Annotated in this window: 19 protein-coding genes and 1 pseudogene; 14 read left to right on the top strand and 6 right to left on the bottom strand. The window is 64.2% G+C overall.

What is annotated here, in order from left to right:
* Positions 1-44: 44 nt before the first annotated feature.
* A complete protein-coding gene (locus U5A57_RS00340) occupies positions 45-1,613 on the bottom strand; it encodes a sensor histidine kinase (protein ID WP_321907208.1) in 1,569 nt (522 codons plus the stop codon).
* A 205-nt stretch (positions 1,614-1,818) separates the two neighbouring features.
* A complete protein-coding gene (locus U5A57_RS00335; RefSeq protein WP_027815974.1) occupies positions 1,819-2,505 on the bottom strand; it encodes a response regulator transcription factor in 687 nt (228 codons plus the stop codon).
* A 106-nt stretch (positions 2,506-2,611) separates the two neighbouring features.
* Here U5A57_RS00335 and U5A57_RS00330 point away from each other — a divergent pair, with 106 nt between their 5' ends.
* Complete coding sequence (locus U5A57_RS00330; protein WP_028203283.1) at positions 2,612-2,842, top strand: DUF3717 domain-containing protein; 231 nt, start codon at positions 2,612-2,614, stop codon at positions 2,840-2,842.
* Between the two features lie 103 nt (positions 2,843-2,945).
* Here U5A57_RS00330 and U5A57_RS00325 read toward each other — a convergent pair.
* Positions 2,946-3,260: pseudogene (locus U5A57_RS00325) on the bottom strand (4a-hydroxytetrahydrobiopterin dehydratase); the annotation flags it as partial.
* A gap of 201 nt (positions 3,261-3,461) precedes the next feature.
* Positions 3,462-4,355: a phenylalanine 4-monooxygenase gene (gene phhA / locus U5A57_RS00320; protein ID WP_321907207.1), complete on the bottom strand. Its 894-nt coding sequence runs from the start codon at positions 4,353-4,355 to the stop codon at positions 3,462-3,464.
* 141 nt (positions 4,356-4,496) lie between these two features.
* On the opposite strand from phhA, the gene U5A57_RS00315 reads away from it, so the two are divergent.
* Positions 4,497-4,988 (top strand): Lrp/AsnC family transcriptional regulator, encoded by a 492-nt coding sequence (locus tag U5A57_RS00315; protein WP_028203286.1) that lies wholly within the window; start codon positions 4,497-4,499, stop codon positions 4,986-4,988.
* 58 nt (positions 4,989-5,046) lie between these two features.
* Here U5A57_RS00315 and U5A57_RS00310 read toward each other — a convergent pair whose 3' ends face one another.
* Positions 5,047-5,571 carry a class IV adenylate cyclase gene (locus U5A57_RS00310; RefSeq protein WP_321907206.1) on the bottom strand — a complete coding sequence of 175 codons (525 nt, stop codon included), beginning with the start codon at positions 5,569-5,571 and terminating at the stop codon, positions 5,047-5,049.
* A gap of 214 nt (positions 5,572-5,785) precedes the next feature.
* The gene (locus U5A57_RS00305; protein ID WP_321907204.1) at positions 5,786-6,673 is read right to left on the bottom strand and encodes a LysR family transcriptional regulator; all 888 of its coding nucleotides are present in this window, start codon (positions 6,671-6,673) and stop codon (positions 5,786-5,788) included.
* Between the two features lie 112 nt (positions 6,674-6,785).
* On the opposite strand from U5A57_RS00305, the gene U5A57_RS00300 reads away from it, so the two are divergent.
* The 12 genes from U5A57_RS00300 (at position 6,786) to U5A57_RS00245 (ending at position 22,529) form a co-directional block, all read left to right on the top strand.
* Complete coding sequence (locus tag U5A57_RS00300; RefSeq protein WP_321907203.1) at positions 6,786-8,309, top strand: CoA-acylating methylmalonate-semialdehyde dehydrogenase; 1,524 nt, start codon at positions 6,786-6,788, stop codon at positions 8,307-8,309.
* A gap of 115 nt (positions 8,310-8,424) precedes the next feature.
* The gene (locus U5A57_RS00295) at positions 8,425-10,143 is read left to right on the top strand and encodes a GMC family oxidoreductase (RefSeq protein WP_321907201.1); all 1,719 of its coding nucleotides are present in this window, start codon (positions 8,425-8,427) and stop codon (positions 10,141-10,143) included.
* Between the two features lie 370 nt (positions 10,144-10,513).
* Entirely contained in the window at positions 10,514-11,293 is a 780-nt protein-coding gene (locus U5A57_RS00290) for an ABC transporter ATP-binding protein (RefSeq protein WP_028203291.1), read from the top strand.
* Entirely contained in the window at positions 11,290-12,060 is a 771-nt protein-coding gene (locus U5A57_RS00285; protein ID WP_321907200.1) for an ABC transporter ATP-binding protein, read from the top strand. Before U5A57_RS00290 ends, U5A57_RS00285 begins: the two co-directional genes overlap by 4 nt.
* Positions 12,061-12,169: 109 nt before the next feature.
* Positions 12,170-13,387, top strand: coding sequence for an ABC transporter substrate-binding protein (locus U5A57_RS00280; RefSeq protein ID WP_321907198.1), 1,218 nt, complete (start codon positions 12,170-12,172; stop codon positions 13,385-13,387).
* A 117-nt stretch (positions 13,388-13,504) separates the two neighbouring features.
* A complete protein-coding gene (locus tag U5A57_RS00275; RefSeq protein WP_321907196.1) occupies positions 13,505-14,389 on the top strand; it encodes a branched-chain amino acid ABC transporter permease in 885 nt (294 codons plus the stop codon).
* Positions 14,389-15,360 carry a branched-chain amino acid ABC transporter permease gene (locus U5A57_RS00270; protein WP_321907787.1) on the top strand — a complete coding sequence of 324 codons (972 nt, stop codon included), beginning with the start codon at positions 14,389-14,391 and terminating at the stop codon, positions 15,358-15,360. The genes U5A57_RS00275 and U5A57_RS00270 overlap by 1 nt, the downstream gene beginning before the upstream one ends.
* 692 nt (positions 15,361-16,052) lie before the next feature.
* Positions 16,053-17,219, top strand: a complete 1,167-nt coding sequence (locus U5A57_RS00265) for an ABC transporter substrate-binding protein (RefSeq protein ID WP_321907195.1) — start codon at positions 16,053-16,055, stop codon at positions 17,217-17,219.
* 312 nt (positions 17,220-17,531) lie between these two features.
* The gene (locus U5A57_RS00260; protein WP_321907193.1) at positions 17,532-18,701 is read left to right on the top strand and encodes an ABC transporter substrate-binding protein; all 1,170 of its coding nucleotides are present in this window, start codon (positions 17,532-17,534) and stop codon (positions 18,699-18,701) included.
* A 234-nt stretch (positions 18,702-18,935) separates the two neighbouring features.
* Positions 18,936-19,991: a branched-chain amino acid ABC transporter permease gene (locus U5A57_RS00255; protein ID WP_321907191.1), complete on the top strand. Its 1,056-nt coding sequence runs from the start codon at positions 18,936-18,938 to the stop codon at positions 19,989-19,991.
* A gap of 4 nt (positions 19,992-19,995) precedes the next feature.
* Positions 19,996-21,783, top strand: coding sequence for a branched-chain amino acid ABC transporter ATP-binding protein/permease (locus tag U5A57_RS00250; RefSeq protein WP_321907189.1), 1,788 nt, complete (start codon positions 19,996-19,998; stop codon positions 21,781-21,783).
* Positions 21,780-22,529 carry an ABC transporter ATP-binding protein gene (locus U5A57_RS00245; protein ID WP_321907187.1) on the top strand — a complete coding sequence of 250 codons (750 nt, stop codon included), beginning with the start codon at positions 21,780-21,782 and terminating at the stop codon, positions 22,527-22,529. The genes U5A57_RS00250 and U5A57_RS00245 overlap by 4 nt, the downstream gene beginning before the upstream one ends.
* Positions 22,530-22,542: the final 13 nt, after the last annotated feature.

The following is a 22,542-nucleotide window of genomic DNA, read 5'->3' as shown; positions in this document are numbered from 1 at the left end:
GCCGCATGAGAGCGGCCCTTGTCGTTTTCGTGGCAGGCGCAGCGTTAGAGATCGATGCTCGCCTGATGAGCCGGTTTCTTCTCGCGCGGCGGTTCGTCTGACTTGACCGCCTCGCGCTGCACGGTTTCAGCGGCGCTGCCTTCCTTGCTGTCCCGCTTGTCTTTGGCGTCTGTGCGTACCGGCGTGCGGACAGTCGCGAGCGGCACGCGCACGATGAAGCGCGCACCGCCTTCCGGTGCATCTTCGTAATGCACGCTGCCGCGATGCAGCGCCATGATGTCGTGCACGATCGCAAGACCGAGGCCCGCGCCGCCGTCCACGCCGTTCTCGCTTTGAGCGTCGCCGCGGAAGAAGCGCTTGAAGAGATCCGCTTGTTGCAAAGCGGGCACGCCGCTGCCGTTGTCTTCCACGACGATCTCGGCCATCGGCGTGCCGTCAACGGAGGACTGCGAAACAGTCACGGTGATGCGGCCGCCTTCCAGCCGCGCAGGCGGCAAATACTTGAGCGCGTTGTCGAGCAGATTCGCGATGACCTCGTGCAGCAGCACGGGGTTGCCGCGCACCATCAACGGCGTGTCGTTCTCGGGGTCGTCGAGGCGCTGGAAACCGAGGTCGACGTGATTCGCCAGCGCGCGCGGCACCCATTCGGCGCCGGTCTCGAACGCGAGCGCGGCCATGTCGATATCGACGAAACGCGCAGCTTGCTCGCCCGGCTCCGCGCGCGCGAGCGAGAGCAGCTGATTGGACAGACGCACCGCGCGATCGGCGGCCGCACGCAACTCGCGCACGGCGTCGCTGACCTTTTGCGGCTCGCGCGCGTTCACGGCCTGCTCGGCATGCAGCTTGACCGCGGTGAGCGGCGTGCGCAGCTGGTGGGCCGCGTCGGCGATGAATTTGCGCTGCGCGTCGAGCGCGGTCTTCAGGCGGCCGAGCAGCGCGTTGAGTGCGCCGGTGAGCGGACGGATCTCGACGGGCACATAGGTCTCGTCCACGGGCTCGAGCGACGTGTGCGTCTGGCGGTTCAGCGAGTCGGCGAGCGCGGTGAGCGGGTTGAGCTGCTGGTTGACGACGCGCCACACGATGACCCAGCCGGCAAGCAGCAGCAGCAGCAACGGCATCATGATCGCGACGAGAAATTCGGCCGCGATGCGAAAGCGATGATGCACAGGCTGACCGACTTCCACGACGATCGGATTACCGTGTGTTTGCGGCACGCGCACCTGGGCGACGCGCACGGTCACGCCCTTGTAGATCGTTTCGAACACGTACGCGTAGTGCATGCGGCGCACGTTAGTGCCCTGCAGCGGCAGATCGTGGTCGCCCGCGATTTCCGTTTCGCCGTTGCTGATGCGATAGATGAGATGCTCGACCGGGTCGGAGAACATCGCCTGCGCGAGCGGCGGGACGGTATTGGGGGCATCGTCGCCGGCGATCTGGATCTGCCGGGAAATGGCCGTGGCGAGGTCGGCGAGCGAGCGGTCCACTACGTGCTGCGTGTACTGCCAGGCGAGCCAATAGGCGATCAGGCCGCTCATCAGCGCGAGCAGCGAAAGCGGGGCGGCCAGGCGCCTTAGCAGCGTGCGCCGCAGACTCGTTGCGGCAGGTGAGGACATGATGGCTTCGGGGCGAATGATGGATCGTGGGTGCGGCGGCGTGCGCCGCACGGGACCGATCCATTGTACGCGGGCCGCGGGCGCGGCGGCTGAAGTCCCATCGATGGGGCATTCGCGTGCCACTGACGTGCCAGTGACGGGCCATCAAGCGCAAACGGCGGCGGAGTGATCCGCCGCCGTTGGCTGGCTCAGGAAGCGAGGCGAATCAGGCTGCCTGGCGGATTTCCTGCAGCAGATAGCCGAAGCCGCGCACCGTGACGATTTCGACGCGGCAGTTCTCGAGCTTCTTGCGCACGCGGTGCACGTAGACTTCGATCGCGGTGTCGCCGAGGTCGCCGCCGAAGTGCGTGAGGTGGTCCTGCAGTTGCGCCTTGCTCACCACGCGGCCGTGACGCAGCAGCAGCATTTCGAGCACGGCGAACTCGCGCGGCGAGAGTTCGAGCGGCTTGTCGTCGTTGAAGATGCGGCGATCGACGCCCGACAGGCGCACGCCGCCGAGCGACACTTCGGGGCGCGGCACGTCGCCGTGCGGGCCGCTGCGGCGCATCACGGCGCGAATGCGCGCTTCGAGCTCGGCCGGCTCGAACGGCTTGAGCATGTAGTCGTCGGCGCCGGAATTCAGGCCTTGGACGCGGTCGTTCAGTTCGTCGCGCGCGGTGAGCACGATAACGGGCGTGTGCCGGTTGCTTTGGCGAAAGCGCGAAAGCAGCGTCATGCCGTCGATGCCCGGCAGGCCGAGATCGAGGATCACGAGTTCATGGCGATTCTGCGTGAGGGCCTGTTCGGCGAAGATGCCGTCGTGGACCATGTCGACCGTGAAGCCGGCTTGTTCGAGGCTGGACTGGATACCGCGTGCGATAGGGCGGTCGTCTTCGATCAGAAGGAGTCGCATGGGATTCGCTCAAGTACAATGGGTTTTAGCGTTCAGGCACGCAGTTCGCGAAGCGTCGCTTGCTGACATTACGGCATAGCCCGACGGTTGCGCGATCACGATCCACATGTCCGATATTTCGATCACCGAACTCGAAGCCGCGATCAACTTCTGGCGCAACCGCTCGCCTTCGATTGGCGACGAACTCGCGTTGTGCCAGGAGGCGAGTGCGCTCTCCAAGCCTTATGCGCTGCTGATTGTACAGCGTCAGAACGCCATATCACCGGAACGTTTAGACCCGATTGCCCGCGCTGCCTGGGAGTCTTACGTATCCATCAAGAATAGCCTTCAAAGCTGAAGGTTTGAAGGCCCGCTACCCTGCATTATGCTTTCACGGCACGCTGCGCGCGCGTTGTGTGCACTCGCCGTGCGCACAGCGTACCCATGCTTGGTACTGCTGCTTATGCGCTGAGCGGTCCAGGTGCGATCGAGTCGATGAAGCGCGCGAGTTCGATGTCGCGTGAGGTGAGGCCGTCGGCTTCGTGGGTGGAGAGCGTGATTTCGACGCGGTTGTACACATTGAACCACTCGGGGTGATGGTTCATTTCCTGCGCCTTGATCGCCACGCGCGTCATGAAGCCGAATGCTTCATTGAAGTCGGCGAAGCGGAAGTGGCGCTGGATCGCGTCGCGGCCGGCGACGGCCTGCCAGCCGCGCAGGTCGGCGAGTTGCGATGCGCGCTCTTCGGATGTGAGTCGGTTGATCATCGTTGCACCTGTGTTGAGCTTGGGGCCTGGCGTGCGCCGTTAGCCGATCAGCCATTTTTTCACTAATGGGACGCGTGTGCGAGCGGCCCGGTCAAGGAACGTGCGCATGTTGCGGCGCAAAGCGCAGTTGCGTCCCGTATTGCGTCCGATCTTGCGTCGGCGTTCGCTGGGAGTTGCGTCTACTGGTTGCGCTGCCCGGCCGCCTTGCGCTCAGACATCGCCGTCATCGAGCCAGCCCTCGCCCGTGCCGCGCGTGATGATCGTGTCGCTGTGCAGCACGTCGCCCGCCGCGTGAGGCTGCGCCGCGATGAGCGCCGCCGGGTCGGCGAGGCGCGACGCAATGCCCGCACCCAGCGCTTTGAATAGCTGGGCGAACGAGTCGATCACGAAGTAGGTTTTCTGGAACGTGTCGATGCGATAGCGCGTGCGCAGCACGCGGTCGAGGTCGAACGCCAGCCGGTTCGGCGCCGCGCTTTCCACGCTGTAGAGCGTCTCGCCCTTGCTCGACACGATGCCGGCGCCGTAGATCTTCACGCCGTCTGGCGCGCTCGCGTCGCGCATCAAACCGAACTCCACCGTGTACCAGTAGAGCCGCGCGAGCAACGGCAGCGCGCGCTCCTCGACGGCAAGCGCCGCGCGGCCATAGGCGTGAATCGCATCGGCGAAAGTGGGGTCGGTGAGCAGCGGCACATGGCCGAACAGGTCATGGAAACAGTCGGGTTCCTGCAGATAGTCGAGCTGATCGGGACGGCGCATCCACCAGGTGACCGGAAAGCGACGGTTCGCAAGGTGCTCGAAGAAGATGCGATCCGGCACGAGGCCCGGCACCGCCACGATGCGCCATCCGGTTGCCGCCATCAGACGCTCGCTCACCTGCTCGAAGGAAGGAACGTGGGAAACGTTCAGGCCGATGCGCGTGGCGCCTTCAAGGAACGCCTCGCAGGCGCGGCCTTCGAGCAGCGCGTGCTGACGCCGGTAGAGCTGGTCCCATACGGCGTGATCGGCCGCACCATAGCGCTCGAGCGGCTGGTCTATCGTGAAATCGGGACGGGTGGTGAGACCCGCGTCGAACTGCTCCTGCAGTTTCGCGGTGGCGGCGGCCATGTTCGTAACGCTCCACTAAAAAGGCTTGCTGTTGTGCAAGTCTAGAGCGGATGGCGCGCGGCATGTGCGCGTATTGAACGAAATTAGTCTATGATATGCAATAATCGAGCGTTATCAAGTCAATCAATGCGGATTTCATTCATGCTCGAACTCGATCATTTCGATCTGGCGCTCCTCGACGTGCTGCAGCGCTTTGGCCGCGCTACGCACCAGCAGCTTGGCGAGCAGGTGCCGCTCTCGCCCTCGCAGATCGGCAGGCGGCTGCAGCGCCTCGAGGCCTCGGGGGTGATCGACGGCTATCGCGTGGTGCTGCGGCCCGAAAAGCTCGGGCTGGGCGTGACCGCGTTCACGAGCCTGAAGCTCAAGCATCACGGGGATTCGATCATCGAGCAGTTCCAGCAGCAGATCGACGTGCTGCCCGAAGTGCTCGAATGTCATGCCGTGGTGGGTGACGCCGACTATTTGCTGCGTATCGTCGCGCCCGATCTGAACGCGCTTTCGACCTTCGTCATGAAGAAGCTCATGCGCGTGCCCGGCGTGGACAGCGTGCGCTCGAACATCGTGCTCACCACGTTCAAGCGCAACGGGCCGCTGCCGCTGGGTCATCTGGAGCCGGGCGCGCCGGCTGCGTGAGCGTAGGGCCGCAAAGGGTGGATAAGGGCCGCAAGGGCCCGTTTGCTGATTAAACCGATCAGGCCGCAGTTGCCGTATTGAGCAGATCCACGTAAGCCACCGCGACGAGATCGCTTTCGTCCACGCCGAGCTTCGCGAACACCGCGTGCGCCTCGGCTTCGCCGCCTTGCTCGTCGTCCTCGGGGCCGAGCACCACTTCCAGCTCGACAAAGTCGCCCAGGCCGTCCACGCGGTCCAGATGGATGCGCGTGCGGCCCGCCAGATACACGTGGCGCTCCTTCGAGACGATGCCGCGCGTGGTGAGCGCCGTGGCGAGCAGCGAGTGCATGGCCTCGGCATTGGTCACAGGGCTGCGCGTGTAGTACGAGGCCTTCGGGCCGTCGCGATCGTCGCGCTGATAAAAGATCAGCTCGGGCGGCGTGCCGTCGTCGAACTGGCGCAGCTTCAGGCGGCCGCGCGGTACATCGTAGAAGAAGTCCTGCTGGCGAAAGATCAGGGGCGCATCGGATGCGAGCTGGGAAGCGCGCTCGCGCAGGGCGTCGAATTGACGGGCGCGGGCTTTGATTTCGATGTTGCGGGCCATGCAAGGCTCCTGTCGAACGAAGGGAACAAGGGGAACAAGCGGAACGATCGGAGAGGCTGGAAACGCGCCGCGCAGGGTGAGCACGCCGTCAGGCGTGCCGAAAACGCGGAGCGAATTCCCAATCTATCAAAACTTGTGTGACAGCGCTGTTACGCGACCCGGTCTGCGCTCACGTCCGACCTGACCGTCGCGCGCGCGTCTTCATGAGCGCGGCTCATATCGCCCATTGCGTTTCGATCGACTTGAGCGCCGCCGCAATGGTCGGCTCGTCACGCCGCGCGGCGAGCGTGATAAAGGTGAGTTCCGTGGGCACCGTCACGCCTTCGACGATGGTGAGCCCGTGCGCGTGCGCTTCGGCGAGAGCCGTGGAATCGCGCGCGAGCGTGAGCCCCACGCCCGACTTCACGAGATCGAGCATCGACGGCTCCTGGTCCACCTCGGCCACCTTCACGGGTTTCGCATTCGCGGCCTCGAACAGCGTGGTGAGCAGGCGATTGTGCGCGGAGGCGGGCGGCGTCCAGATCCACGGCAGCGCGGCGAGCGCGCGCCAGTCCCGCGCGTCCTTCACGCGGTCCTTCCAGCCCGCGGGCGCGAGCACGCGGTACTGAAAGCGTGTGAGCGTGATGACATGGAACATGTCGGGGTCGGGTGCGGGCTGGCCGATGTAGTAGCCGACGTCGAGTTCGCGCGAGCGCACCTGGTCGAGCACCCAGCCGGACATGCCGTGGCGCAGCGCCGTTTCGATCTGCGGCCAGGTTTCGACGAGTTGACGCAGAAAGCCGCCCAGACGCAGGAACGCCGGATCGAGAATGGTGCCGATGCGCAAGCGCCCGCGCACCTCGTGCCGCAGCGCGGCAGCGGCGCGCTGCACGTCGCCGGCGGCGGCGAGCGCACGTTCGGCATGCGGCAGCAGTGCCTGGCCGTCACGCGTGAGCGCGAGGCCGTGCGAGGTGCGCGTGAAGAGCGCGACGCCAAGGGCCTCCTGCAAATGCTTGATCTGCAGGCTCACGGCCGGCTGCGTGAGATGCAGGTGGGTGGCCGCGCGCGTGAGGTTGCCCTCGCGCGCGACCGTGACGAACGCTCGGAGCAAGGTCAGGTCCATATCCTGATATTAAACCGCCTTATATCGCTGTTGAGCATTAATCATTGGATCGCGCCCCGGCCTGCCGATTACGCTAGCTGGATCGAGGCTTCACGACAGAAGAGGCACAGACATGGGCGAGACACATCAGAGCGATGCAGGCGTGCGTACGCTCACGCACTTCGTCAACGGCAAGCCGCTGGACGGCACGAGCGAGCGTTACGGCAACGTATTCAATCCGGCGTTTGGCAAGGTGAGCGCGCGCGTGCCGCTTGCCACGGTGGCCGAAGTGGACGCGGCCGTCGCTGCCGCGGCCGCGGCGTTTCCCGAGTGGGCGGAGATGGCGCCCATCAAGCGCGCACGCATTCTCTTCAAGTTCAAGGATCTGCTCGACCAGCATCACGACGAACTCGCCGAACTGATCACGCGCGAACACGGCAAGGTGTTCTCCGATGCGAAGGGCGAGGTGATGCGCGGCATCGAGGTGGTCGAATTCGCGTGCGGCATTCCCAACCTGCTGAAGACTGACTTTACCGACCAGATCGGCGGCGGCATCGACAACTGGAATCTGCGCCAGCCGCTTGGCGTCGTGGGGGGCATCACGCCGTTCAATTTCCCGATGATGGTGCCGTGCTGGATGTTCCCCATCGCGCTCGCGTGTGGCAACACGTTCGTGCTCAAGCCTTCGGAGCGCGATCCCTCGGCTTCCGTGCGCCTTGCCGAACTGCTCAAGGAAGCGGGTTTGCCCGACGGCGTGTTCAACGTCGTGCACGGCGACAAGGTGGCCGTGGACGCGCTGCTCGTGCATCCCGAGGTCACGGCGCTGTCGTTCGTCGGCTCGACGCCGATCGCCGAGTACATCTACACGGAAGGCACGAAGCACGGCAAGCGCGTGCAGGCGCTGGGCGGCGCGAAGAATCACCTCGTCGTGATGCCGGACGCCGATCTCGACCAGGCGGTCGACGCCCTGATCGGCGCGGCATACGGGTCGGCCGGCGAGCGCTGCATGGCGATTTCGGTGGCGGTGGCCGTGGGCCATATCGCGGACGAACTCGTCGAGCGCCTCACGCCGCGCGTGAAGGCGCTGCAGATCGGCAGCGGCATGGACGGCGCCTCGGAAATGGGCCCACTTGTCACGGGCGTGCATCGCGCGAAGGTGCAGGGCTATATCGAGGCGGGCGTGGCGGCGGGCGCGAGGCTCGTGGTGGACGGGCGCGGCCACAAGGTGGACGGCCATGAGGACGGCTTCTTCCTCGGTGGCACGCTGTTCGACGATGTGAAGACCAATATGACGATCTACAAGGAAGAGATCTTTGGCCCGGTGCTTTCGGTCGTGCGCGTGCCCGATTTCGCGAGCGCCGTCGAGTTGATCAACGCGCACGAATTCGCCAACGGCGTGTCGTGCTACACCTCGGACGGCGGCGTCGCGCGCGCGTTCTCGCGCCAGATCAAGGTGGGCATGGTGGGCATCAATGTGCCGATTCCGGTGCCGATGGCGTGGCATTCGTTCGGCGGCTGGAAGCGTTCGCTGTTCGGCGACCACCATGCTTATGGCGAGGAAGGCGTGCGCTTTTACACGCGCTACAAGAGCATCATGCAGCGCTGGCCTGACAGCATCGCCAAGGGCGCGGAGTTCACGATGCCGGTGGCGAAATAGGTGGGCAGGAGCCGGGTGGTTTATCAAGCATGACGAAATATTCTGTGCCGCCCGGCGCCGCAATCGCAGTTCGAAAATCACAACACCAAGAAAACGTAGTGGCTGGAGACACAACATGCCTGCACCGAGTGAAGCTCAAGGAGCACGCGGCGCGCCCGCGCGCCGCCTCGAAGGCGAATTCGACTATGTGATCGTTGGCGCGGGCACAGCGGGCTGCGTGCTCGCCAACCGCCTGACCGAAGACGCCGACGTTTCCGTGCTGCTCATCGAAGCGGGCGGCACGGACGACTATCACTGGATCCACATTCCCGTCGGCTACCTGTATTGCATCGGCAATCCGCGCACCGACTGGCTCTACAAGACCGCCGCCGAAAAAGGCCTCAACGGACGCGCGCTTTCGTATCCGCGCGGGCGTGTGCTGGGCGGCTCGTCGTCGATTAACGGCATGATCTATATGCGCGGCCAGCGCGAAGACTACGACAACTGGGCGCGCGAGACGGGCGACTCCGGCTGGTCGTGGGACAGTGTGCTACCTGTGTTCCGCCGCAGCGAAGATCATCACGGCGGCGCGAGCGAGTTTCACGGCGCGGGCGGCCATTGGCGTGTGGAGAAGCAGCGCCTGAAGTGGCGGATTCTCGAATCGTTCGCGCACGCGGCGCAGGAGCAGGGCGTTGCCGCCACCGACGACTTCAATCGCGGCGACAACAGCGGCGTGGGCTATTTCGAAGTGAACCAGAAGCGCGGCGTGCGCTGGAACGCGTCGAAGGCGTTCCTGCGCGCGGCGATGAAGCGACCCAACCTGACGGTCGTGACCGGCGCGCTCACTCAGCGCGTGATTTTCGAAGGCAAGCGCTGCGTGGGCGTGGAGTATCGCAGCGATGTGGATTACGTGGCGCGCGCGCGTTGCGAAGTCATCCTGAGCGCCGGCGCTGTGAATTCGCCGCAACTGCTCGAGCTTTCCGGCATCGGCGACGCACAGCGGCTCGCGCAGCTCGGCATTGGCGTGGTGCAGGATCTGCGCGGCGTGGGCGAGAACCTGCAGGACCATCTGCAATTGCGCATGGCGTTTCGCGTGAACGGCGTGCGCACGCTCAACACGCTTTCCGCGCACTGGTGGGGCAAGCTGATGATCGGCATGGAGTACGCGTTCTTCCAGAGCGGGCCCATGTCGATGGCCCCCTCGCAGCTCGGCGCGTTCGCGAAGTCGGACCCGAACGATCCCGCGCTTACGCGGCCCGACCTCCAGTATCACGTGCAGCCGCTCTCGCTCGACCGCTTTGGCGAGCCGCTGCATCGCTTCAATGCGTTCACGGCGTCGGTGTGCAATTTGCGGCCCACGTCGCGCGGCAGTATCCACGCAGTTTCGGCGGACCCGGCGCAAGCGCCCGCCATCGCGCCCAATTATCTTTCGACCGATCACGACCTGCGCGTGGCGGCGAACTCGATACGGCTGACGCGGCGCATCGCGGCCAGCGCAGCGCTTGCGCGTTACGAGCCACAAGAGATCCTGCCCGGGCTCGCATTTCAGAGCGAGGAGCAACTGCGCGAGGCTGCGGGCAACGTCGGCACGACGATCTTTCACCCGGTCGGCACGTGCCGCATGGGCCGCGCCGACGATCCGGACGCCGTGGTCGACGCGCGCCTGCGCGTGCGCGGGGTGGAGGGCCTGCGTGTGGTGGACGCTTCGGTCATGCCGACCATTACTTCGGGCAACACGAATTCGCCGACGCTGATGATCGCAGAGCGCGCCGCCGAGATGCTGCGCGCCGATCGTCGCGAAGGTGCACGTGCGCAAACGGAGGCCGCCGCCGGTGCGACGTTGACGACTGCCTGAGGGCATGGAGCGGCGCGCAAGATAGCGTCGTTCAGGCAGCGATAGTAGACGCGCGCGGAAGCGCTTCCGCGCGCGTGTTTCTGTACGTCTGTCAGAGGCGGGTTTGCGCCGATTGTGCGGCTAACGTGCGGCTAATTTTCATCGAACTGTCGTCAATTGTCGATTTAAGCGTTCACTGTCCTTGTGACGCTCCCTTAAGTGCAAATCCCAATGATTGCGCTGCATCATTGGCGAGACAATGACGCGACAGTCGGCAGGCGCGCGTTGCGCGCATCGGGAGGCGCGCCGCACCGTCCGCGCCGGACCTGACCGTGCACCACAAGTCACGGACGGTCTGCAGTGTTACGCCTTACCACGCTCGGAAGGGGACATGATTCTCGGCGACACGATTCTGGAGACGCGCGACCTCACGAAACAGTTCAAGGGCTTTACGGCCGTGAACGGCGTGAACCTGCGCGTATGCCGCGGCTCGATCCATGCGCTGATCGGACCGAACGGCGCAGGCAAGACCACCTGCTTCAACCTGCTCACCAAATTCCTCGTGCCCAGCGCGGGGCGCATCGTCTTCAACGGGATCGACATCACGCACGAGCGGCCCGCGCAGATCGCGCGGCGCGGCATTATCCGCTCGTTCCAGATCTCCGCCGTGTTTCCTCACCTCACGGCGCTCCAGAACGTGCGCGTGGGGCTGCAGCGCTCGCTCGGCACCGCTTACCACTTCTGGAAAAGCGAACGCACACTCGCGGAGCTCAACGACCGCGCCATGGATCTGCTCACGCAAGTGGGCCTGACCGATTTCGCCGATGTGCCCACGGTCGAACTGGCCTACGGCCGCAAGCGCGCGCTGGAAATCGCCACGACGCTCGCCATGGAGCCCGAGCTGATGCTGCTCGACGAACCGACCCAGGGCATGGGCCACGAAGACGTGGACCGCGTGACGGCGCTGATCAAGAAAGTCTCGAGTGGCCGCACGATCCTCATGGTCGAGCACAACATGAACGTGATTGCCGGCATCTCCGACACCATCACGGTGCTCCAGCGCGGCGAGGTGCTCGCCGAAGGCAGCTACGCCGAAGTCTCGAAGAACCCGCTCGTCGCCGAAGCCTATATGGGCAGCGCGGACGCGGCGCTCACGGGGGCGCACGCATGAACACGGTCACCGAACGCGAGGCGGCCGCCACTGCCGGCGCAGCCGATAGCGCGAAGGCGCTGGAGATCGCGGGGCTGCAGGCGTGGTACGGCGAATCGCACATTCTGCACGGCGTGGATCTGTCCGTTGGGCGCGGCGAGGTCGTGACGCTGCTCGGGCGCAACGGCGCGGGCCGCACCACGACACTGCGCGCCATCATGGGACTCACCGGGCGGCGCACGGGGTCGATCCGCATTGGCGGACAAGAGACTGTCCAGATGCCGACGTATCGCATCGCACACTGTGGCGTGGGCTATTGCCCCGAGGAGCGCGGCATTTTCTCGAGCCTTTCGTGCGAAGAAAATCTGCTTCTGCCGCCGCATATCGGCGCGAAAGGCGCGAAGCTGGCCGAGGGCATGTCGCTCGACGAGATCTACGCGATGTTCCCCAATCTCGCTGAACGTCGCCACAGTCAGGGCACGCGGCTTTCCGGCGGCGAGCAGCAGATGCTGGCCGTGGCGCGCATTCTGCGCACGGGCGCGAATCTGCTGCTGCTCGACGAGATATCCGAAGGTCTCGCGCCAGTGATCGTTCAAACGCTCGCGCGCATGATCCTCACCCTGAAGGCGCGCGGCTACACGATCGTGATGGTCGAGCAGAACTTCCGCTTTGCGGCGCCGCTCGCGGACCGCTTTTACGTGATGGAGCACGGGCGCATCGTCGAGCACTTCGGCACTGCCGAGCTCGAGGGGAAGATGCCGGTGCTGCACGACCTGCTGGGCGTTTAATTTTCGGTCTGATTTTGCGCGGCGTTGCACGGGCGCGGCGCGAATCGCTTTGCCTCCAGTGTTCATGGAGTGTTCCTGAATAACTACGCAACCAAGGAAGGAGACTGCAATGAAGAAAACCACGTTCGCGCGGCTCGCGGGCCTATTTGCCGCCTCGGCAGCTGCGATGGCGTTCAGCGCGGGGAGCGCGCAGGCCGCCGACGACGCGGTGAAGATCGGCTTCATCACCGACATGTCCGGCCTTTACGCCGACGACGACGGCCAGGGCGGCCTCACGGCAATCAAGATGGCGGTCGCGGACTTCGGCGGCAAGGTGCTCGGCAAGCCGATCCAGATCGAGTACGCCGACCACCAGAACAAGGCCGACATCGCCGCTTCGAAGGCGCGCGAATGGTTCGACCGTGACGGGCTCACCATGCTGCTCGGCGGCACGAACTCGGCAACGGCGCTGGCGATGAACCAGGTCGCGCAAGAGAAGAAGAAGGTGTACTTCAACACGGGCGCGGGCACGGACGCGCTGACGAACGAGCAGTGCACGCCGTACACGGTCCACTATGGCTATGACACGGTCGCGCTCGCAAAGGGCACCGGCCTCGCGGTGCTCAAGCAGGGCGGCAAGACCTGGTTCTTCCTGACCGCCGACTACGCGTTCGGCAAGTCGCTCGAGAAGAACACCGCGGACGTCGTGAAGGCAAACGGCGGCCAGGTGCTCGGCGAAGTGCGCCATCCGCTGTCGGCTTCGGACTTCTCGTCGTTCCTGCTGCAGGCGCAGTCGTCGAAGGCGCAGATTCTCGGCCTCGCGAACGCGGGCGGCGACACGGTCAATGCGATCAAGGCCGCGAAGGAATTCGGCATCAACAAGTCGATGAAGACCGCGGCGCTGCTGATGTTCCTGCCCGACGTGCACAGCCTCGGGCTCGACACCACGCAGGGCCTCGTGCTGACGACCGGCTGGTACTGGGACCAGAACGACGACACGCGCAAGTGGGCGCAGCGCTACTTCGAGCAGACGAAGAAGATGCCGTCCGAACTGCAGGCCGCCGACTACTCGGCGGTGACCACGTATCTGAAGGCGGTGCAGGCGGCCGGCACGACCGATTCCGACAAGGTCATGGAGCAACTGAAGAAGACGAAGGTCAACGACTTCTATACCAAGGGCGGCTATATCCGCCAGGACGGCGTGCTGATTCACGACATGTATCTGGTCGAGGTGAAGAAGCCGTCCGAGTCGAAGAAGCCGTGGGACTACTACAAGGTGCTGCAGACGATTCCGGGCGAGCAGGCCTACACGACGAAGCAGGAGAGCAAGTGCGCGCTGTGGAAGTAAGCGCGAGCGCGTAAATGCCGCAGTCGTATGCCGCGCCCGGCGCCCCGAGTTGGGTGTGCCGGGCGCGGCGCGATTGCGTAATCCGTTAATGCGTCAATGCCTCGATGGGCGGCTTTCATGATGATTTTTGGCATTCCGCTTCCGGCAATGCTGAGCCAGTTGCTCCTTGGGCTCGTGAACGGCTCGTTCTACGCGATCCTGAGCCTCGGCCTCGCGGTGATCTTCGGCATGCTCAACGTGATCAACTTCGCCCATGGCGCGTTGTTCATGCTCGGCGCGATGCTCACGTGGATGGGGCTCGCGTACTTCGATCTGCCGTACTGGGCGATGCTCGTCGTCGCGCCGCTCGTGGTCGGGGCGTTCGGCATCGTGATCGAGCGCACGATGCTGCGCTGGTTGTATCGGCTCGATCATTTATATGGACTCCTGCTGACTTTTGGGCTCACGCTCGTGGTGGAAGGCGTGTTCCGCTCGATCTACGGTTCGTCCGGGCAGCCCTATAACGTCCCCGATCTGCTCGCGGGCGCGACCAATCTCGGCTTCATGTATCTGCCGAACTATCGTGCGTGGGTCGTGGTCGCTTCGCTTGCCGTGTGCTTCGCCACCTGGTTCGTGATCGAAAAAACACGCCTGGGTGCGTATCTGCGCGCGGGCACGGAGAACCCCAAGCTCGTCGAGGCGTTCGGCATCAACGTGCCGCTCATGATCACGCTTACCTACGGCTTTGGTGTGGCGCTCGCGGCGTTCGCGGGCGTGCTGGCCGCGCCTGTGATCCAGGTGTCGCCGCTCATGGGGCAGTCGATGATCATCACCGTGTTCGCCGTGGTCGTGATCGGCGGCATGGGCTCGATCATGGGCTCGATTCTCACCGGCCTCATGCTCGGCGTGATCGAAGGCTTCACGCGGGTGTTCTGGCCCGAAGCCTCGGCGACCGTGGTGTTCGTAATCATGGCGATCGTGCTGCTGATTCGCCCCGCTGGCCTCTTCGGCAAGGAACGATGATGCAAAGAAAAGCGCTCTATGGGTTGTTGCTGATCGGGCTGATCGTCGCGCCGTTTGCCGGCGCCTATCCGCTCTTCGTCATGAAGGTGCTGTGCTTCGCGCTGTTTGCTGCGGCCTTCAACCTGCTGATCGGCTATACGGGCCTGCTTTCGTTTGGCCACGCGATGTTTCTCGCGAGCGCGGGCTACACGGCCGGCTACGCGATCCAGTCGCTCAATTTCACGCCCGAACTGGGCGTGCTCGCGGGCACGGCGGTGGCCACGCTGATCGGCCTGGTGGTGGGTATCTTCGCGATTCGGCGGCAGGGCATCTACTTTTCGATGGTCACGCTCGCGCTCGCGCAGATGGTCTACTTCGTGTTCCTGCAGGCGCCGTTCACGCATGGCGAGGACGGTCTGCAAGGCGTGCCGCGCGGCAAGCTGTTCGGTGTGGTTTCGCTCGATTCCGATCTCACGCTCTATTACGTCGTGCTCGTGGTGATGGTGCTGGCGTTTGGTCTGATCGTGCGCATTGTGCATTCGCCGTTCGGGCAGGTGCTCGTCGCGATCAAGGAGAACGAGCCGCGAGCGGTTTCGCTCGGCTACGACACCGACCGTTTCAAGCTGCTCGCGTTCGTGTTGTCGGCGGGGCTCGCAGGGCTGGCCGGTGCGCTCAAGGTGCTCGTGCTCGGCTTCGAAACGCTCGGCGACGCGTACTGGACCATGTCTGGCCTCGTGATCCTCATGACGCTCGTGGGCGGCATGGGCACGCTGTTCGGGCCGCTGCTTGGCGCAACGCTGATCGTCGCGCTGGAAGACCGGCTGGGTGATATCGGCACGGCGCTCGCAAGAGGGACGGGCGTGGAGTGGTTCCGCTCACTCGGTGAGTCCACAACGATCGTCACGGGCATCATCTTCATTGCCTGCGTGCTGGCGTTCCGGCGCGGCATTGTCGGCGAGATCGTGGCGCGCGTGCGGCCCTTGCGCGCGTGACGAAGTGGCGTGCCATGACTGCTCTGGACTGCGATAGAATGAGCGGCCCTTGCGCGGAACGGGCAAAGGCAGGCAAACATGTCGCGTTGCGGCATGCCGGAGCGCCCCGCCGTGCGACAAATCGGTGGCACCGCGCCCCATTTCGGTGCCGCACTGCACCACTAGGGTAAATGCTAGTTGCTGCTGAGGGGGGCGAAGTTTAAAGTTTCACCTAGTTCTGATGCACCGAATTTGCAGGTGGAGAACGAGGAGACAACTGAGGCACCAAGTGCCCGGACAAGGAAGCGCTGTTGGATGAGAGTCCAACAGCGCTTTTTATATTTCTACGCACCTTCTTTCAACGGCACGGCGATTATCTTTCCCTGCTGCCGTGGCGTGCGATTTACGTTGCTTCGCACGCACAGATTATCCCTTCCCAAATTACGCAAATCGGTCCATGCGGCCGGCTTCCCCCGCTGCATAAGCGTTTGCGCATTACGCAAAGAGCGCGCTGAATCCCCTGCGTTGTAAGCTGATGGAAAGCACTTGCCATCTGAATACGCAGACCGCTACACTCGCCAATCACCGACCATGCGGTCAGCATTTTTGCGTTGATTTCCCGCAGCGGATTATCGATTCGCGCATGAGGTAATCGGCCGCGGTGCGCCACAAAATCCGTAGCAATAAAGAAAACGAATATCGAAGGAGTGGAGATGCAGTTGGTTTTGCGTTGGATGGGGGCGGCTTGCGTCGCGACCGGGGTGCTCGCGGCGACGGCCGGCGGGGCGTATGCAGACGTGAAGATCGGTGTGACGCTGTCGGCTACGGGGCCGGCTGCCTCGCTCGGCATTCCGGAAAAGAACACAGTTGCGCTGCTGCCGAAGGAAATCGCGGGCCAGAAAGTCGACTACATCGTGCTCGACGACGCCACTGATTCCACGCAGGCGGTGAAAAACGCGCGCAAGCTCACGAGCGAAGATCACGTCGACGCCTTGATCGGCTCGACCGTCGTGCCCAACTCGCTCGCCATGATCGACGTGGCCGCGGAAACGTCCACGCCGATGATCTCCATGGCCGCCGCGGCCTCCATTGTCGAACCGATGGACGCGAAGCGCGCGTGGGTCTTCAAGACGCCTCAGAACGACGCGCTGATGGCCGGCGCGATCGCACAGCACATGGCCGCGCACGGTGTGAAGACGGTGGCCTTCATTGGCTTCTCGGACGCCTATGGCGAGAGCTGGTACAAGGAATTCAACGCAGCCGCCGCGAAGCAGAACATCAAGGTGGTCGCCAACGAGCGCTTCGCGCGCAACGACGCTTCCGTCACGGGCCAGGTGCTCAAGATGATCTCGCAGCACCCCGACGCGGTGCTCATCGCGGGGGCAGGCACGCCGGCCGCGCTGCCGCAGAAAACGCTCAAGGAGCGCGGCTACACGGGCAAGTACTATCAGACGCACGGCGTGGCCAACAACGACTTCCTGCGCGTGTGCGGCAAGGACTGCGACGGCACGTATCTGCCCGCCGGGCCGCTGCTTGTCGCCGATCAATTGCCTGACTCGAATCCCGTCAAGCAATCGGCGCTTGCGTACAAGGCTGCCTATGAAAAGGCCTATGGCGCGGGTTCGATCTCGACCTTCGGCGGTCATGCGTGGGACGCGGGCCTCCTGCTTCAGCATGCGATTCCGGTTGCGCTGAAGGCCGGTCAGCCGGGCACGAAGGCATTTCGCGAAGCGCTGCGCGCGGCGCTCGAGAGCTCGCACGACGTGGCCGGTGCGCACGGCATCTTCAACATGAGCGCGACCGACCACGCGGGCCTCGATCAACGTGCCCGCGTGATGGTGGAGATCGTCGGCGGCAAGTGGAAACTCGCCGGCGATTGAGCGCCGGCTGACTGACACACGGAACACGAAAAAGGCACGCTCATTCGAGGTGCCTTTTTTGTTGCCGTGACAACGGCTTCGCAGCAGCAGGGGAAGAGGGCAGTACAGCAGTTCAGCAATTCAGCAGTCGATAAAAGCGGCGAGCGCACCCAGGCATGCGGCGGCTTGTGCAGCGCCGCAGGCAGGGAAAACCATGCATTACACGCGCGAAACCGATTACTACACTCAAAGGCCAGCGCCGATTTACGAACATCCTAGTAATCGACGCAGGATCAATCGACAACACGCAGACCAAGCGTTTGGAGACGCGCAATGAAAACGAAGAAGTGGGTTTTGAGCTCGATTAGTGCCGCACTCGCAGCGGCGCTGATGGGCACGGCGGGCGTAGCCGCCGCGCAGGTGAAGATTGGCGTGACGCTCTCGGCAACGGGACCGGCGGCGTCGCTAGGCATTCCGGAGAAGAACACCATCGCGCTGCTGCCCAAGGAGATCGCGGGCAAGAGCGTGCAGTACATCGTGCTCGACGACGCCTCGGACACGAGCAAGGCCGTGCAGAACACGCACAAGCTGATCGACGAAGATCACGTGGACGCGATCATCGGTTCGTCGGTCACGCCGAACTCGCTCGCGATGCTCGATGTCGTCGCGCAGGGCAAGACGCCGATGATCTCGCTCGCCGCATCCGCCGCGATCGTCGAGCCGATCGACGCGAAGCGTCAATGGGCCTTCAAGACGCCGCAGAACGACAGCCTGATGGCCGACGCGCTTGCGAGCTACATGGAGAAGCAAGGCGTGAAGACGGTGGGCTTCGTCGGCTTCACCGACGCCTATGGCGACAGCTGGCTCAAGGAGTTCACGAGCGCGGCCGCGAAGCATAACCTCAAGATCGTGGCGACCGAGCGCTATAACCGCACCGACTCGTCGGTCACGGGCCAGGCGCTCAAGCTGATGTCGGCGAACCCCGATGCGATCTTGATCGCAGGTTCCGGCACGCCGGCGGCGCTGCCTGCGACCACGCTCAAGGATCGCGGCTACAAGGGCAAGATCTATCAGACGCACGGCGTGGCGAACAACGACTTCCTGCGCGTTTGCGGCAAGGACTGCGAAGGCGAGTTGCTGCCCGCAGGCCCGATTCTGGTGGCCGATCAGTTGCCCGATTCGAACCCTGTGAAGAAGTCGGCGCTGGCCTACAAGGCGGCCTATGAGAAGGCCTATGGCGTGGGCACGGTGGCGACCTTCGGCGGCCATGCGTGGGACGCAGGGCAGTTGCTCCAGCGCGCAATTCCGATCGCACTGAAGGCGGGCCAGCCTGGCACCGAGGCGTTCCGCGTGGCGCTGCGCGCCGCGCTCGAAAGCTCGCAGGACGTGGCCGGCGCGCATGGCATCTTCAACATGAGCGCGACCGATCATGCGGGCCTCGACCAGCGCGCGCGCGTGATCGTCGAGATCGTCAACAACAAGTGGAAGCTGCAGAGCGAATGACGTGCGGCGCACGGGAAAGCGCTGCGCGTTTTCCCGTGAAACACACGCGCTTGTCACGGCGTCATTCTGGCCACAGAGAATGACGCACAAGCATGACCGGTGCATGGCTTCATCGCTGCGCACCGGCTTTTCACACATGAAGCCCGAACCGTGCGTCTGACGGTTCGCACGAGCATTTCCGTTTTTCGACGTCGCTGTTTTCCAGGTTCCAGAAGGTTTCAGGAAGAGGGGAGTATGGATTTATCGATCGCCGCGATCCTCGCGCAGGACGGCATCACCACCGGTGCGATTTACGCGCTGCTAGCGCTCGCCTTGGTGCTGGTGTTCTCCGTCACGCGGGTGATCTTCATTCCGCAGGGCGAGTTCGTTTCGTATGGCGCGCTCACGCTCGCCGCGCTGCAGTCCCAGAAGTTTCCGGCCACGTGCTGGCTGCTCGTCGCGCTCGGGGCGGCGTGCTTCATCGTCGAGACCGCCGGGCTCGTGAGGCACGCCGAACGGCGGCGCCACGCCGCGCGTACGCTCGTGACGCTCGCGGGCAAGTATCTGCTCTTTCCCATCGCGCTCTATGCGGTGACGCGCGGAGTCGCGAGCCAGCCACTGCCCATGCTCGTGCAGATCGCGCTCACGCTCGCGATCGTGGTGCCGATGGGGCCGTTCGTCTATCGCCTCGCATACGAGCCTATCGCCGAGGCGACCACGCTGCTGCTGCTGATCGTAGCGGTGGCCGTGCATTTCGCGATGGTGGGCCTCGGGCTCGTGATGTTCGGCGCGGAAGGCTCGCGCACGAACGCGTTCTCCGACGCCACGTTCAACATCGGCAGCCTGTCGATCTCGGGGCAAAGTCTCTGGGTGATCGGCACGGCCGCCGTGCTGATCGTCGCGCTGTATCTGTATTTCGACCGCACGATTTCGGGCAAGGCGCTGCGCGCGACTTCGGTGAACCGGCTTGGCGCGCGGCTCGTCGGCATCGGCACCACGCAGGCCGGGCGGCTCGCGTTCACGCTCGCCGCGGGCCTCGGCGCGCTGTGCGGCATCCTCGTCTCGCCGCTCACCACCATCTACTACGACTCGGGCTTCCTGATCGGCCTCAAGGGGTTCGTCGGGGCCATTATCGGCGGCCTGGTGAGCTACCCGCTGGCTGCGGCAGGTTCCGTGCTCGTGGGGCTGCTGGAGTCGTACTCGTCGTTCTGGGCGAGCTCTTATAAGGAAGTGATCGTGTTCACGCTGATCATCCCCGTGCTGCTGTGGCGCTCGCTCTCGACGCCGCACGCCGAAGAGGAAGAGGAGTGACGCGATGAAACGATTCGTCATGCACAACCGCTTCTTCTGGCTGTTCCTCGTGGTGATGTTCGCATTGCCGGTGCTGCCTCATCCGGTGCACGTGCCCGAATACTGGATCACGCTGCTCAACTATATCGGCCTCTATTCGATCGTCGCGATCGGCCTCGTGCTGCTCACCGGCATCGGCGGGATGACGAGCTTCGGGCAGGCCGCGTTCGTCGGGCTTGGCGCTTACGCGACCGCGTATCTGACGACGCAGTACGGCGTCTCGCCGTGGCTCGCGCTTATTGTCGGCGTGGTGATCACGGGGCTCGTGGCGCTCGTTCTGGGGCTCGTCACGATGCGTCTGTCGGGCCACTTCCTGCCGCTCGGTACGATCGCCTGGGGCCTCGCACTGTTCTTCCTGTTCGGCAATCTCGATATGCTCGGCAAGTACGACGGCATCAATGGCATTCCCGTGCTGAACGTGCTGGGCATCGATCTGGAATCGGGCCGCCATATCTATTACCTGATCTGGGTCGTGGTGCTCCTGTCCGTGCTGTCGGTTCAAAATCTGCTTAATAGCCGCATGGGCCGGGCGATTCGCGCGCTGCGTGGCGGCGGCATGATGGCCGAGGCAATGGGCGTGAACACCGGCTGGATGCGTGTGGTGATCTTCGTCTATGCGGCCGTGCTCGCGGCGGTTTCGGGCTTCCTGTACGCGCATTTGCAGCGTGCGGTGAACCCGACGCCGTTCGGTCTGAATCACGGCATCGAGTATCTCTTCATGGCCGTGGTGGGCGGCGTGGCGCATGTCTGGGGCGCGGTGCTGGGCGCAGCGATCCTGACCGTGCTGCAGGACTGGCTGCAAACGCTGCTTCCGAAGCTGCTGGGCGAGAACGGCAACTTCGAGATCATCGTATTCGGCATCTTGATGGTGCTGCTGCTGCAATATGCGCGGCGCGGCGTCTGGCCGTTCGTGGCGCGCTTCTTCCCGCGCGGCCCGCAGGCGCATGTGCCCGAGCAGGCCGAGGCTTTGCCGCAGCGCAGCAAGCCGACTACGGGAGAGATGCTGCTGACGGTGAACAAGGCGCGCAAGCAGTTTGGCGGCCTGGTGGCCGTGAACGACGTGAGCTTCGAGGTCAAGGCGGGGCAGATCATCGGCCTGATCGGCCCGAACGGCGCGGGCAAGTCGACGACCTTCAATCTCGTGACCGGCGTGCTTCAGCCGACCAGCGGCGAGATCACGTTCCGTGGCGAGCGCATCGACCGCCTGACTTCACGTGAAATCGTCGCACGCGGCATTGGCCGTACGTTCCAGCACGTCAAACTGCTGCCGACGATGACGGTGCTCGAGAACGTTGCCATCGGCGCGCACCTGCGAGGCCATGCGGGCGTGCTGCGCAGCGTCGCCAAGCTCAATGCCGCGGAAGAGGGACGGCTCATGAGCGAGGCTGCGAAGCAAATTCGCCGCGTGGGCCTCGAGCAGCATATGTATGACGAAGCGGGCAGCCTCGCACTCGGTCAGCAGCGGATCCTGGAGATTGCGCGCGCGCTGTGCTGCGATCCGACCTTGCTGCTGCTCGACGAGCCGGCGGCCGGCCTGCGTTACCAGGAAAAGCAACAGTTGGCGGCATTGCTGCGCAAGCTGAGAGAAGAGGGCATGAGTGTGCTGCTGGTCGAACACGACATGGATTTCGTGATGAATCTCACCGACCGCCTGGTGGTGATGGAGTTCGGCACGCGCATCGCGGAAGGTTTGCCGGAAGAGGTGCAAAAGGATCCGGCTGTGCTGGAAGCGTACCTGGGCGGGGTGGAATGATGACGACACCCGTACTGGAAGTCTCGGGACTTGCCGTTCGCTACGGCAAGATCGAGGCGCTGCACAAGGCGGCGATCAAGGTGGGCGCAGGGCAGATCGTTTCCGTGATCGGTCCGAACGGCGCGGGCAAGTCCACGCTGCTCAATGCCATCATGGGCGCGCTGCCCGTAGCGGGGCACGCTAGCGGCCGTATCGCTTACATGGGTGACGAGATCGGCGCGTTGCCGATTGAGCGGCGTGTGGCGCGCGGCATGTGTCTCGTGCCGGAGAAGCGCGAGTTGTTTGCCTCGATGACGGTGGAGGACAACCTCGTGCTCGGCGCCTACCGGCGAAAGCGCGCAGGGGAACGCAATTTCCTCGATCAACTCGAGCCGGTTTTCACGCTGTTTCCACGCCTGAAGGAGCGCCGCGCCCAGGCGGCTGGCACGCTTTCGGGTGGCGAGCGGCAGATGCTCGCAGTCGGCCGGGCGCTCATGGGCAAGCCCGATCTGCTGATGCTCGACGAGCCTAGCCTCGGTTTGGCGCCGCTCATCGTGAAGGAAATCTTCCACATCATCAGCGCGCTGCGGCAAACCGGCGTTGCGACGTTGCTCATCGAGCAGAACGCACGTGCCGCACTGCAGATTTCCGACTACGGCTACGTACTGGAAACTGGCGATCTGGCGCTCGAAGGGCCGGCGGGGGAGCTGGCGCAAAACCCACGCGTGATCGAAACGTATCTGGGGTTGGCGAAGAAACCGGTCTGACTTCGTCTATGGC

This window comes from Paraburkholderia sp. J11-2 (assembly GCF_905220185.1).
GTDB lineage: Bacteria > Pseudomonadota > Gammaproteobacteria > Burkholderiales > Burkholderiaceae > Paraburkholderia.
This window is presented reverse-complemented; position numbering and strand designations above follow the sequence as displayed.